Raw genomic sequence first — 12,945 nt, forward strand, 5'->3', positions numbered from 1 at the left:
AGGTGTAGGTGTCTACCGGGAAATTGGTGTCCTTCGATAGTTCGCGGGGGTTCGGCTTCATTCGTCCGGAAGACGGGGGCCCCGATGTGTTCGTCCACGTCAACGACATCGGATTGGACGAGGACGAGCTGCGACAGGGCCGAGTATTCGAATTCGAGGTGACCGAGGGCGACCGCGGACCCAAGGCGGTCAACCTGACCGCGGTCGGGGGGCCACCCGCCCCGCCACCACGGCCGCGCACTCGCGAACGCAATTCGGGCCCGCTCACCGCCGCCGAACACAAGCGATTGATCACCGAACTCCTCCTGGACGCCAGCCCCGCCCTCACGGCCGGCGAAATCATCACCATCCGCGAACGGCTGACCGATTTCGCCGACCAGCACGGCTGGCTCGAGAACTGACACTCTCGAGAACCGACACCGTGGGCATACGATCTTTGCTGAGCGGTCGCGGGCGATGAATTCACATCGCCCGCACCGTCGGTATGGGTGAGACCGACCCGAGGAGGATCGCGTGGACCTGCCCGTCCTACCGCCCGTCAAGCCGATGCTGGCCAAGTCCGCATCCGACCTGCCCCGCGACCCCGGCCTCCACTACGAGCCGAAATGGGACGGATTCCGCTGCATCGTCTTCCGCGACGGCGCCGAGGTGGAACTCGGATCACGCAACGACCGGCCGCTGACCAGATACTTCCCGGAGCTCGTCGCACTGCTGACCGAGGCCCTGCCCGACCGCTGCGTGATCGACGGCGAGATCGTCGTGGTCACCGAGCACGGCCTGGACTTCGACACCCTCCAGCAACGCCTGCACCCCGCGGCGTCCCGGGTCAACAAGCTCGCCGCCGAGACCCCGGCCAGCTTCGTCGCCTTCGACCTGCTCGCCCTCGACGACCGCGACCTCACCGAACACCCCTTCGCCGAGCGCCGCGCCCTCCTCGAGACGATCATCGACAACACCCACGAGCGACTACACCTCACACCCCTGACCTCCGACCCCGACATCGCGCACGACTGGTTCACCCGCTTCGAGGGCGCCGGCTTCGACGGCGTCATGGTGAAGGCCACCGACCTGCCGTATCTGCAGGACAAACGCGTGATGATCAAGGTCAAACACGAACGCACCGCCGACTGCGTGATCGCCGGATTCCGCTGGCACAAGGACGGCCAGGGCATCGGCTCACTGCTCCTGGGCCTCTACGACGACCAGGGCCGCCTGCACCACGTCGGGGTGGCCAGCAGCTTCACCGCCGCCCGCCGCAAGGAACTCGTCGACGAACTCGCACCGCTGCGCGAGAACGCCCTCGACAACCACCCCTGGCGCGACTGGGCCGACGCCGCCGCACAGGCCAGGGCCGACGGCAAGATGCCCGGTGGCCTGAGCCGCTGGACCGGCGGCAAGGACCTCTCCTGGGAGGCCCTGCGACCCGAACTCGTCGCCGAGATCCGCTACGAACACGTCATGTCCGGGCGACTGCGGCACGGCGGGCGGCTGGTCCGCTTCCGCGACGACCGCACCCCCGAATCGTGCACCTACGCCCAGCTCGACGAGGTCGCCCCCGCCGAACTCGCCGATATCTTCGCCGAAGCCAAGAAGGCGGGGGCCCGGAAATGAGTTCCGCCGTGGATATCGAGGCCGACGGCAGAACCGTCACGATCAGCAACCCGGACAAGATCTACTTCGGCAAGCGCGGCGAGACCAAACTCGATCTGGTGCGCTACTACCGGTCCGTCGCCGAACCGTTCCTGCGCACCGTGCGCGACCGCCCGGTCATGCTGGAACGCTATCCCGACGGCGCGAGCGGAAAATCCTGGTTCCAGAAGCGGGTTCCGAAATCCGTGCCGAACTGGCTGCAGACCACCGAGGTCTCCACCCCCAACGGCACCACCAGCGACGCCCTCGTCGCCGCCGACCTCGCGCACATCCTCTGGGCGGTCAACCTCGGCGTTCTGGGCTTCCACGTCTGGCCCACCCACGCCGACGCCGCCGAGCCGGGCACGGCCCCCGCCGTCTACGACGCCGCCGGAACGCTGCTGCCGCCCACCGGAGTCACCGACGAACTGCGCATCGACCTCGACCCCTCCCCCGGCACCGGCCTCGACGAGCTCCGGCAGACCGCGCTGCGCACCCGCGACCTGTGCGCCGAACTCGGCATCGACTCCCGCGTCAAGACCTCCGGCTCCCGCGGCCTGCACGTCTACATCCTGCTCGAACCGCGCTGGGACGGCTACCAAGTGCGCGACGCCGCCGTCGCACTCGCCCGCGAACTCGAACGACGCCACAGCGACCTGATCACCGCGCAGTGGTGGAAGGAGGAACGCGGGCGCCGCATATTCATCGACTACAACCAGAACGCCCCGCACCGCACCGTTTTCGGCGCCTGGTGCGTGCGGCCCAAGGTCGGCGGCCAGGTCTCCACCCCGCTCGCCTGGGACGAACTCGACACCATCGTCCCCGACGACCTCACCCTCGCCACCGTCCCCGCCCGCGTCGCCGAACGCGGCGACCCCTGGGCCGACCGCACCCCGCAATCGATCGAACCACTCCTGAAAATGTCCGCACGCGACCGGGATTCGGGCCTCATGGACGCCCCCTGGCCCCCGGTCTACCCGAAAATGCCCGACGAACCTCCCCGCGTCCAGCCCAGCCGCGCCCGCAAGGAGGAGTAGCGCGCCGCCCTCCCGGCACGACGCACCTCCGCCATCCCGGCACGGGCTGCGTCGCGAAGCAGGAAATAGCACGGATTCGAGTTACCTGGCGGCGCATTACGGTTGGCCGACTGGCCCGTGTCATCGACCGAGATCGACCTCGAGACGAGGTTCGGGACTACGCGAGCGCGCAAGTCGGGGGGGCAGGTCGGGCTTGCCGCTGGTGCTGTTGCCGGGCATGCCCGGCAACAGCTTGTTCTGGATGCCGTTCATCGAGGAGTTGGCGCGCGAACACAGGTGGCCCCTGGCCCGGTAGATGTACGACGAACTCGACGGCCAACGTACGGAACACGCCCGAGCGACGGGAGCAGGAGCGGCTACTTGCCGCCGCCTCCCTCGACCTTGGGGAACGACTGGGTGACCAGTGTCAGGAGCATGTCCGCCAGCAGGTCGTGCACCTGTTCGCGGTTCAGGCTGCCGCGCGTGATCCATTCCCGGCCAGCGGCTTTCACCAGGCCGCCGTAGGCGCGCACCAGCGCACGCAGCTCACCGCTGTGCTCGGAATCCGACAGTCCCACCATCTGCAGCAGCCGATCGGCCGCGGCATCATCGGCCTCGTCGAGGATGCGCTGCACCTCGGGATCGTCGCCGATGCCCTCGTGCCCCGTCACCTTCACCCAGGTGCTGCCGTGCTCGCCGATCGTGCCCAGCAACCACGACACGCTCGCATCGACCCGCTCCCTGGCCGTACCCGTCGGCACGACCATATGGTCGGGGCGCGGCAGCGTCACCATCCGGCGCACCACCGCCAGATACAGATCCCGCTTGTTGCCGAAATAGTGGTTGATCAGCCCGCGCGCCACGCCGGCCCGCTGCGCCAGCTCCGCGGTGGACACCGCCGCGTAGGGCCGCTCCCCGAACATGGCGATGGCGCACTCCAGGATCTGCGCGCGCCGCTCGTCGGGTTCGAGCCGGCGCCGCGGGGCCGGGGAATCGGCCTCGGCGGACGCGGCGCCGTCCCGGGGGGTCGTTTCAGAGTGAGCGGGCAATGAGATCCTTCATCACCTCGTTGGAGCCGGCCAGGATGCGCAACACCCGCGCGCCCGTATAGAGCTGAGAGATCGGGTATTCCGTCATATATCCATATCCGCCGAACAGTTGCAGGCAACGATCCACCACGATACCCAACTGATCGGTCAGCCAATATTTCGCCATAGCGGCCGTCGGAATGTCCAGCTCGCCACGCAGGTGCTTGACGATCGCCTCATCGAGGAACGTGCGGCTCACGGTCGCCAGCGTCTTGCACTCGGCCAGCTCGAATTTGGTGTTCTGCATCGCGAACAGCGGCTTGCCGAACGCCTCGCGTCCCTTGGTGTACTCGACGGTCAGATCGACGGCCTTCTCCATCATCGCCACCGCCATGATCGCGGTGACCAGCCGCTCCTGGGCCAGCAGCTGCATCATCTGATAGAAGCCCTGGCCCTCGGCCTCGCCGAGCAGATTCGACGCCGGCACCTGCAGCCCGTCGAAGAACAGCTCCGCCGTGTCCTGCCCCTTGCCGCCGATCTTGGACAGGATGCGGCCGCGCTCGAAACCCGGAGTGTCGTCGCCGACCTCCGCGAAGATCAGCGATACGCCCGCGGCGCCCTTGGTCGGGTCGGTCTTCGCGGCGATCACGATGCCGTCGCACAGCCAGCCGTTGGAGATGAAGATCTTCGAACCGGTGATGACGTACTCGTCGCCCTCACGCACCGCGCGGGTCTTGATGTTCTGCAGATCCGAGCCGGTGCCCGGCTCCGTCATGCCGATCGAGAGCACCATCTCGCCGCTCGCCGCCTTCGGCAGCACCCGCCGCTTGAGCTCCTCCGACCCGAACTCGTAGAGGTACGGCGCGATGATCGAGGAATGCACCGGCATGCCCAGCGCGCCGTCGCCGGTATAGGACTGCTCCTCGATGATCGCCGCCTCGTGCGCGAAAGTGCCTCCGCCGCCGCCGTATTCGGCCGGGATGGCGGCGCACAGCAGCCCCAGCTCGCCGGCCCGGTTGTACAGTTCACGGTCCGGGTGCCCCTGGGCCACGAACTTCTCCTCGTGCGGGACCACTTCCTTGTCGAAGAAATTCTTCGCCAACTCCCGTACGGCCTCGATCTCGTCGTCGCTCCATGCGGCGCGCGCCATCGCTGTTGCCCTTCGTCTCGTGCCCGGCCGAACCGGCCCTTCGGCACCAGCGTGTACCACTATTGGCGCAATGTCAACAAGCGCCCGGCGGCCCTCCGGCCGGTCCTCGACGGCCCCGACCAGCACCGCGTGCGGGGTCAAGTCCGACCCGATGCGACAATGAGCGCGGCACACCCTCCGCACCCGAAGGACCGACACACAGCACGATGGCCGAGAACGACCCGACGAGCCCCGCGGCATCGGAACCCGCCATCGATCCCGACGAACTCGCGATCTGCCTCCGGGTGCTCGACCGAGCGGGACAGCTCGACAAGGACCACCCCGATTCGGTTGCCGTGCAGCGCGCCGTCGGGCACATGTTCAAGCAGCTCAAGCGCCGCCGCCGCGTAGCGGCCCGCGACGCCAAGACCTCCGCCGATCGCGCCGTCGTCGCCGGCACCGCCACCGGCTCACCGAACCGCATCGACGACGAGACCGCGGGAATCCCGCTGTCCTCGAACACCGTCGGCTCCAGCGCCGGCACGCTGACCCGGCCCCGCCCCTGCTACATCTGCAAACAGCGCTACACCCGGGTCGACTTCTTCTACCACCAGCTGTGTCCCGGCTGCGCCGCCCGCAACCACGCCAAGCGCGACGCCCGCACCGACCTCACCGGCCGCCGCGCCCTGCTCACCGGCGGCCGCGCCAAGATCGGCATGTATATCGCGCTGCGACTGCTCCGCGACGGCGCGCACACCACCATCACCACCCGATTCCCGCACGACGCCGTCCGCCGCTTCACGGCCGAGGAGGACAGCGCCGAATGGATCGGCCGCCTCCGCATCGTCGGCATCGATCTGCGCGACCCCGCCCAGGTGGTCGCGCTCGCCGACGACGTGGCGGCACAGGGCCCGCTCGACATCCTGATCAACAACGCCGCCCAGACGGTGCGCCGCTCCCCCGGCGCCTACGGCGCGCTCGTCGAGGCCGAATCCGGGCCGCTGCCCGCCGGCGAGCTGCCCGACACCGTCACCTTCGGCAAGACCATGCAACCGCACCCCACCGCCCTCACCGCATCCCTCGCCCCCGCCCTGTCCGCCGCCGACGTCACCGAACTGGCACTGCGCGCGGGATCGGCCACGCCCGAACGGATCTCGCGCGGCATCGCCATCGACGCCGGCGGCCTGGTCCCCGATCTCGCCCACACCAACAGCTGGGTGCAGACAGTCACCGAGGTCGACCCCACCGAGCTGCTCGAGGTGCAGCTGTGCAACTCGGTGGCACCGTTCCTCCTGGTCTCGCGACTGCGCCCGGCCATGTCGTCCGCCCCCGCCCGCCGCAAGTACGTCGTCAACGTCTCGGCCATGGAGGGCGTCTTCGGCCGCGGATACAAGGGCCCCGGCCATCCGCACACCAATATGGCCAAGGCCGCCCTGAACATGCTCACCCGCACCAGCGCCCGCGAGATGTTCGAGGCCGACCGCATCCTGATGACCGCCGTCGACACCGGCTGGATCACCGACGAGCGCCCGCACTTCACGAAGGTCCGCCTCGCCGACGAGGGCTTCCACGCACCGCTCGACCTCGTCGACGGCGCCGCCCGCGTCTACGACCCCATCGTCCGCGGCGAGCACGGCGACGACCTGTTCGGCTGCTTCCTCAAGGACTACGAACCGTCCAACTGGTGAGCACCGCCTCCCGCTCTGTGCTGTTTTTGTCGCGAGATTCGGTCGGTCGCCATTATCGAGACTCATGTTTGAATGCGCATAGGTCGATAGCGGTATTGGATATCCTCTCCCGGATCGACCTGCGGCGGAACCCGGTCCGTCTGCCACTCCGGGCCCGTCTCACGTCGACCCCGCACGTGACTTCACGTGTCGATGTTGTTGGCTCTCTGCGTATTTGCCGACGCCACTCCCCCATCCGGGCCCCAGACGCCCCTCGTCGAGACACATGCTCGAATTCGCATATCGGTGTATGGATATTGGAATGTCCTGCGCGGCAAGCCCGCCGGCACCGCACCGGTGCACGCCGTCTGCCGGAGTGACCGGTTCGGCGAATTTGCCAGGTGCGCGCGGGTGCGTCGCCCTTCTAATCTGGATGTATGTACCGGGTGCTGGCCGATGCCACCGCGAGTGTGCACTTCCTGTTCATCGCCTATCTGGTGACGGGCGGCTTCCTGGCGTGGCGGTGGCAGTGGACCATCTGGACGCATGCCGCCGCCGTCGCGTGGGGATTCAGCACGGTGCTGATCGGCGTCGACTGCCCGCTCACGCACCTGGAGAACTGGGCGCGCGGGCGGGCCGGCGAGAGCGAGCTGCCGACCAGCGGATTCATCGACTACTACATCACCGGGGTGCTGTATCCGAGCAGTGCGCTGGGCCTCGTCCGGATGCTGGTCATCCTCGTGGTCGCGGTGTCGTGGGGCGGGTTGTGGTGGCTGTCGCGACACCGCGACTACCCCGCGCAGCTGCGCCGCCCGTAACCGTCACGAGAGGCGGGCGGCAACGAAGCTGGCCACCTGCGGAACCTTCTCGTCGAGGTAGAAGTGGCGGCCCGGGAATATCTCCAGCTCGAAATCGCCCGTGGTGTGCTCGCGCCAGGCACCGGCCTGCTCCGCGGTGACGGTGGGGTCGCCGTCGCCGAGCATCGCGGAGATGTGGCAGCGCAGCGGATCACCCGGCCGGAACGTGTAGGTCTCGACCGCCCGATAGTCGTTGCGGACGGCCGGTAATACGAGTTCGGCGATGCTCGGCTCGCTGCGCAGGACGGACACGGCGGCAGGATCGTCGGCCAGGCGTTCCAGTTCCGCGATCAGCTCCGCGTCGGGCGCCTCGTGCAGACGGCCCGGATAGGGCGCGGTGGGGGCGATCCGGCCGGAGACGAACAGCCGAGTCAGGGTGTGCCCCTGCGCTTCCAGTCGCCGGGCCGTCTCGAAGGCGACCGTGGCGCCCATGCTGTGGCCGAACAGCGCCAGCCCCTCGGACCCGCCGGCCGGCAGGACTCGCGCCACCTGTTCGGCCATCTCCTCGATATCGGCGATCATCGGCTCGCCCAGCCGGTCCTGCCGGCCCGGGTACTGCACCGCGAGGACCGTGTAGCCGTCGCCGATCTGTTGCGCGAGAGCCCGATACGCGCTCGCCGACCCGCCGCCCGCCGGGAAGCACACCAGCACCGTCCGCGGCCGCGCCGCCGTCCGGAACTCCCGCAGCCAATCGGCGCCGACGCCGTTTCCCGTCATGATCGTGCCTCCTCGATACGCAACCTTCCCGGGGCGGCCCGCACAAGCCGAACCCGACACGCCACCACCGAGCATTCCACGTCCACCGGCCCGGTACACGGCCGCGCGCGACACCGGCCGGAGCCGGCCGCGGAACTACTTGGCGCGCAGCGTTTTCACCGCCAGTTCCATATCGTCACCGTCGAGCAGTTCACCCGCGGGGGCCATCAGCGAGAGCACGGCATACCCCTGGACGAGCACGAAATAGAGTTTCGCCACGGCGCGGGCCTCCTTCGCCGACAGGTCCGGGTGCACCTCGCACAGCATGGCCGCCAGGTCGGCATAGGCGCGTTGGGTCGCCTCGGACAGGTACGCCTGCAGTTCCGGCGAACGCGCGATGCGCACGCCGTTCTCCAGGCTCAGCAGCACCTGCTCGTGGTCCTTCTGCACCACGTCCAGCATCCCGTTCCAGGTCGGCGCGATCGACTCCCACAGCGAGGCCCCCTCCCCCGCGTCCCGGATCGCCGCCTCCATGCCGTCGCCGATCTCGGTTCCGATCGATTCGGTGATCGCCTCGGACACCAGGCGGTCCTTCGAACCGAAGTGGTAGCCGATGGCCGCCAGGCTGACACCGGCCGCCGTGGCGATATCGCGCGCCGTCACCTTGGCGAGCCCCCGCTCGAGGATCGCCTTGCGGGCACCGGCCAAGAGGTCTTCACGGTTTCCCATGCGTTCACCCTATCAGCCGTCTTAGACATTTGTTCTAGACATACGTTCCACCCGCGTGTTAGACATTTGTCTAAGACATTCGAACAAGGAACGGGACGATGCCGTGAACGCCTCCGCACACACTCCGCACATCCTCGTCTCCGGCGGCGGTATCGCCGGAAATGCCGTTGCGCTGCAACTGCTTCGATCCGGCCACCGGGTCACCGTCGTCGAGCGGGCCACCGCTCCCCGGCCGGGCGGCCAAGCCGTCGATCTGCGCGGCCCCAGCCGCGAGGTCGCCGAGCGCATGGGGCTGATGCCCGGAATCCGCAAGTACCAGCTCCGCGAACTGGGCATGTGCTACGTGGACGCGCGCGGCCACGAGTACGCGGCCATGCCGATGGAGATGTTCGACGGCAAGGGCCCGGTCGCCGAGATCGAGATCACCCGCGGCGACCTGAACCAGGTTCTGTTGGACGAGGTCGTCTCCGCCGGCGGCGAGCTGGACTACCGCTACGGCCAGTGGATCGAGGCACTGCGCCAGGACGAGGCCGGGGTGGACGTGACCTTCGCCGACGGCCGCATCGAGCGATTCGATCTCGTCGTCGGCGCGGACGGCGTGCACTCCGCGACGCGGCGGCTGGCGTTCGGGCCCGAGGAGCGGTTCGCGACGTACCTCGGCGGCTACGGGGCGTTCTTCACCATCCCGACGCCGGCGGGCGTGCGGCCCGGCTGGTTCGCCATGCGCAGGGTTCCCGGCGCCACCGTCGGCATCCGCCCCGATGGAGACCCCGAGACCGCCAAGGCGATCATCACGCTGCGCGCCGCGCCGAATCCCGCGCTGCGCCGCGACATTTCCGCCCAGCAACGACTGATCCGGGACATGCTCGCCGACGCCGGGTGGCACGCGCCGGCCGTGCTGGCGGCGATGGCGACGACGCCCGACTTCTATTTCGACGAGCTGGCGCGCATCGATATGCCGACGCTGGCGGCGGGACGGGTCACGCTGGCCGGTGATGCCGGGTACTGTGGTTCGCCCATGACGGGGATGGGCACCGCCATGGCGCTCGTCGGCGCATACATCCTCACCGGAGAAGTCGCCGCCACCCCGGCCGATCTGCCGGCGGCGCTCGCTCGCTACGAGGAGAAGGTCACGCCGTTCCTGGCAGAGGCCAAGCAGATGCCCGGCGGCGGAATCAGGATGATGCTGCCGAACACCAGAGTCGGCGCGAGCCTGGCTCGCGCCTCCGTGCGGATCATGATGTCGCGGTTGCTGCGGCCGGTGATGGTCAAGGCGTTCTTCTCCACGACCGACGGTTACGAGTTGCCCTCGTACTGAGCGTCATTCGAGCCTCCGCCGCCCGGCCGGGGCCTCCCGCCGCCAGACACCGGAGCGGAGCCCACGGGACGGAGGTCCCGCTGCCGGTCCGGCGGCGGTTCGCCGACGAACTCCCGGACCACCCGTGACCACGATCCGGATCGCCGGCCCGTTCCGAGTCGACCGCGTCGGCACGCGAGTCACCGGGGCCGCCGGTCTCCGGTGCGGCCGGAGGTTTACCCCTTCGTGTCCGTCGCTAGGCTCGGGGCCGTGCGGCAGAAGATTCTCCTGGACGTCGACACCGGCATCGACGATGCGCTGGCGCTGCTGTATCTGCTGGCCAGCCCCGAGGCCGAGATCGTGGGCATCGCCGCCACCGCGGGCAACGTTCCGGCGGCACAGGTGGCGGCGAACAATCTCGCCCTGCTCGACCTGTGCCGGGCGCCCGGGATCGAGGTCGCGCTGGGCGCCGGCGAGCCGTTGGCGGTTCCGCTGCGCACCACCGAGGACACGCACGGTCCGCAGGGCATCGGGTACGCCTCGTTCCCGCCCTCGCCGCGGGCGCTGTCGGACCGGGACGCGGCCCGGCTCTGGGTGGACACCGTCCGGGCCCACCCGGGCGAGATCGTGGGCCTGTGCACGGGCCCGCTCACCAATCTGGCGCTCGCGCTGCGCCTGGAACCCGAACTGCCGCACCTGCTTCGGCGCCTCGTGGTGATGGGCGGGGCGTTCGACCATCCCGGTAACACCACGCCCACCAGCGAGTGGAACGTGCACGTCGACCCGGAGGCGTGGAAGGAGGTCTTCGACGCCTTCTCCGTGGCTCCGGCCGACCGGCGGCCGGTGGTGTGCGGGCTGAACGTCACCGAGTCCATCGCGATGTCTCCCGACCATCTGGTGCGGCTGGCCGAGCGGGCCGACAGCATTCCGATCGAGTTGCTGTCCGAGCACGACCGGCCCGGCGGGGACTCCAAGGCCGGCAATGCGATCGTGCGGTTCGTGACCGATGCCGTGCGGTTCTATTTCGAGTTCCACCGCGACCACGCTCAGGGGTATCTCGCGCATATGCACGATCCGTTCGCGGCCGCGGTCGCGCTCGATCCGGCCCTCGCGCGCACCCGGCCGGCCACCGTCGACGTCGAGCTGGGGGGTGCCCTCACGCGCGGCACCACCGTCGCCGACCGCGCGGGCATGTGGGGCCGGAAACCCAACGCGGACATCGTGACCGGCACCGATCCCGAGGCATTCTTCGACCGGCTGATCGCCCGGGTCGGCGACTTCGCCCGGGCGACATATCCGCCGGAGTAGGCGGAAGCCGTTGCGGCGCTAGCCGACCGGTCGTGCGAGCCCGGTCGGCTCGACCCGGCCACGCAAGACGACGGCATCGCCGAGCTTCCAGCGAACGCGCTCGGCCTCGTCGGCCGCCGCCAGCGTGGTTGCCGAAGCCAGCACCCGGCCCGGCTCCTGCTTGGCCAGCTCGCACAGCCGGGCCGCCTCGTTGACGGCGTCGCCGATCACGGTGAACTCGTACCGGCTGCGCGCGCCGACGTTGCCCGCCACGACCCGGCCGGACGAGACCCCGATCCCGGCGTCGAATTCCCTTGCGCCGTCGGCCAGCCGATCGTGGATGGCGCGCGCGGCCGCGAGCGCCGAGCCGGCGAAATCGTCGAGCGGCGCCGGGGTGCCGAAGACGGCGAGCGCGGCATCCCCCTCGAACTTGTTGATCAGGCCGCCGTGCCGTTCCACCTCACCCACCACGACGGCGAAGAAGTCGTTGAGGATGGCGACGATCTCGTTCGCCGGCCGCGTGGCCGCCAGCGTGGTGGAACCCATGATGTCGATGAACAGCGCCGCCGCCTCGCGTTCCTCGCCGCCGAGTTCGCGGTTGCCGGCCAGCGCGGCGGAGGCGACCTCGGCGCCGACGTGCCGGCCGAACAGGTCGCGGATCCGCTCCCGCTCCCGCAGGCCGTCGACCATGCGGTTGAAACCGCTCTGCAGTTCCCCCAATTCGGTGCCGTCGAACACCGTGACGTGGACGTCGAGATCGCCGCCCTCGACCCGTCGCAGTGCCCGCCGCACGGTGCGCACCGGCGCGACCGTGGCCGCCAATGTCTGCGTCATCAACACCAGCCCGAACACCAGCGTCGCGCCGCCGAGCGACAGGACGCAGACCGCCAGCCGGGCCCCGCTGAACTCCATGCCCGACAGGTAGAGCACGGCCAGCACCATGGCCAGCGCGACCGGTGCGCCCGTACCGACCGTCCAGACCAGGACCGACCGGCCGAACACTCCGAGCGCGCCCAGCCGGCGCGTCGGCGCGGCCTCCAGCACCCGCGAGGTCACCGGCCGCAACGCGAACTCCGCGATCAGATAGCTGTTGGCGCAGACGACGACCACGGTGAAACCGATGCCCAGCACGAACTTCGGCACGAAACCCGGGTCCACCACACCGTACAGCGGCGTCAGCACCGCCGCGCCGCCCAGCCAGAGCACGCCCACCAGCACCATCAGCCGGCGCGGCACCCGTGCCGCGGCCGCCTGTTCGGCCTCCGTGGGGACACGGTCCGGGTCGATCGACCAACGCAGTGTGCGCAGACCCCAGACGGTGCCCCAGACCACCCCGATCAGCACCGCCACGGCCATGTACAGCGGACCGGCGACGAAGGTCAGCAGCACCAGATCCCAGCCGAACACCGACGGGCCCGGCAGCACGAAGCCGACGAGCGCGATCGCCACCGCGATGCCGATCAGATTCGCCGTCACCAGCGGAACGGTCAGCAGGGTCTGCACCCGCAGCCGCCGTCGCCCGGACGTCTCGTCGGCCGATCCCAGCAGCCGCGACCCCCACGGGGCCGGCCCGAGCGCGGCGGTGCTCACGTCGTCGGTCATGTATGCAG

The 12,945-nt window shown here is 69.4% G+C and carries 12 protein-coding genes; 7 read left to right on the plus strand and 5 right to left on the minus strand.

Annotated features, from left to right (window positions below):
- Positions 1–8: 8 nt before the first annotated feature.
- The 3 genes from D892_RS0132275 to D892_RS0132285 all read left to right on the plus strand — a co-directional run bounded on the left by D892_RS0132275 (position 9) and on the right by D892_RS0132285 (position 2,666).
- Entirely contained in the window at positions 9–401 is a 393-nt protein-coding gene (locus D892_RS0132275) for a cold-shock protein (protein ID WP_024805214.1), read from the plus strand.
- 112 nt (positions 402–513) lie between these two features.
- Positions 514–1,611, plus strand: a complete 1,098-nt coding sequence (locus D892_RS0132280) for an ATP-dependent DNA ligase (protein WP_024805215.1) — start codon at positions 514–516, stop codon at positions 1,609–1,611.
- A complete protein-coding gene (locus D892_RS0132285) occupies positions 1,608–2,666 on the plus strand; it encodes a DNA polymerase domain-containing protein (RefSeq protein ID WP_024805216.1) in 1,059 nt (352 codons plus the stop codon). The genes D892_RS0132280 and D892_RS0132285 overlap by 4 nt, the downstream gene beginning before the upstream one ends.
- Positions 2,667–3,022: 356 nt before the next feature.
- Here the strand turns inward: D892_RS0132285 and D892_RS0132295 are convergent, their stop codons facing one another.
- Positions 3,023–3,694, minus strand: a complete 672-nt coding sequence (locus D892_RS0132295; protein ID WP_024805217.1) for a TetR/AcrR family transcriptional regulator — start codon at positions 3,692–3,694, stop codon at positions 3,023–3,025.
- Positions 3,678–4,823, minus strand: coding sequence for an acyl-CoA dehydrogenase family protein (locus tag D892_RS0132300; protein WP_024805218.1), 1,146 nt, complete (start codon positions 4,821–4,823; stop codon positions 3,678–3,680). Before D892_RS0132300 ends, D892_RS0132295 begins: the two co-directional genes overlap by 17 nt.
- Positions 4,824–5,029: 206 nt before the next feature.
- Between D892_RS0132300 and D892_RS0132305 the strand changes: the two genes are divergently transcribed.
- On the plus strand, positions 5,030–6,490 hold the full coding sequence (locus tag D892_RS0132305) for an SDR family NAD(P)-dependent oxidoreductase (RefSeq protein ID WP_024805219.1): 1,461 nt from the start codon (positions 5,030–5,032) through the stop codon (positions 6,488–6,490).
- Between the two features lie 416 nt (positions 6,491–6,906).
- On the plus strand, positions 6,907–7,287 hold the full coding sequence (locus D892_RS0132310) for a DUF2784 domain-containing protein (protein WP_024805220.1): 381 nt from the start codon (positions 6,907–6,909) through the stop codon (positions 7,285–7,287).
- A 3-nt stretch (positions 7,288–7,290) separates the two neighbouring features.
- Here the strand turns inward: D892_RS0132310 and D892_RS0132315 are convergent, their stop codons facing one another.
- Complete coding sequence (locus tag D892_RS0132315) at positions 7,291–8,043, minus strand: thioesterase II family protein (RefSeq protein WP_024805221.1); 753 nt, start codon at positions 8,041–8,043, stop codon at positions 7,291–7,293.
- 135 nt (positions 8,044–8,178) lie between these two features.
- Positions 8,179–8,751 (minus strand): TetR/AcrR family transcriptional regulator, encoded by a 573-nt coding sequence (locus D892_RS0132320; protein ID WP_024805222.1) that lies wholly within the window; start codon positions 8,749–8,751, stop codon positions 8,179–8,181.
- 103 nt (positions 8,752–8,854) lie between these two features.
- Between D892_RS0132320 and D892_RS0132325 the strand changes: the two genes are divergently transcribed.
- Together D892_RS0132325 and D892_RS0132330 are read left to right on the plus strand one after the other, a co-directional pair.
- Positions 8,855–10,069 carry an FAD-dependent monooxygenase gene (locus D892_RS0132325; RefSeq protein WP_024805223.1) on the plus strand — a complete coding sequence of 405 codons (1,215 nt, stop codon included), beginning with the start codon at positions 8,855–8,857 and terminating at the stop codon, positions 10,067–10,069.
- Positions 10,070–10,318: 249 nt separating this feature from the next.
- Complete coding sequence (locus D892_RS0132330; protein ID WP_024805224.1) at positions 10,319–11,356, plus strand: nucleoside hydrolase; 1,038 nt, start codon at positions 10,319–10,321, stop codon at positions 11,354–11,356.
- A gap of 18 nt (positions 11,357–11,374) precedes the next feature.
- On the opposite strand, the gene D892_RS0132335 is transcribed toward D892_RS0132330, so the two are convergent.
- Positions 11,375–12,937, minus strand: a complete 1,563-nt coding sequence (locus D892_RS0132335) for an adenylate/guanylate cyclase domain-containing protein (RefSeq protein ID WP_051499236.1) — start codon at positions 12,935–12,937, stop codon at positions 11,375–11,377.
- Positions 12,938–12,945: the final 8 nt, after the last annotated feature.

This window comes from Nocardia sp. BMG51109 (genome assembly GCF_000526215.1).
Lineage (GTDB): Bacteria > Actinomycetota > Actinomycetes > Mycobacteriales > Mycobacteriaceae > Nocardia.

What these genes read in the sequence shown, in the direction of transcription:
- D892_RS0132305 (WP_024805219.1), top strand. Translation starts at nt 5,030, where the DNA reads ATGGCCGAGAACGACCCGACGAGCCCCGCGGCATCGGAACCCGCCATC.
- D892_RS0132335 (WP_051499236.1), bottom strand. Translation starts at nt 12,937, where the DNA reads ATGACCGACGACGTGAGCACCGCCGCGCTCGGGCCGGCCCCGTGGGGG.
- D892_RS0132315 (WP_024805221.1), bottom strand. Translation starts at nt 8,043, where the DNA reads ATGACGGGAAACGGCGTCGGCGCCGATTGGCTGCGGGAGTTCCGGACG.
- D892_RS0132310 (WP_024805220.1), top strand. Translation starts at nt 6,907, where the DNA reads ATGTACCGGGTGCTGGCCGATGCCACCGCGAGTGTGCACTTCCTGTTC.
- D892_RS0132320 (WP_024805222.1), bottom strand. Translation starts at nt 8,751, where the DNA reads ATGGGAAACCGTGAAGACCTCTTGGCCGGTGCCCGCAAGGCGATCCTC.
- D892_RS0132300 (WP_024805218.1), bottom strand. Translation starts at nt 4,823, where the DNA reads ATGGCGCGCGCCGCATGGAGCGACGACGAGATCGAGGCCGTACGGGAG.
- D892_RS0132285 (WP_024805216.1), top strand. Translation starts at nt 1,608, where the DNA reads ATGAGTTCCGCCGTGGATATCGAGGCCGACGGCAGAACCGTCACGATC.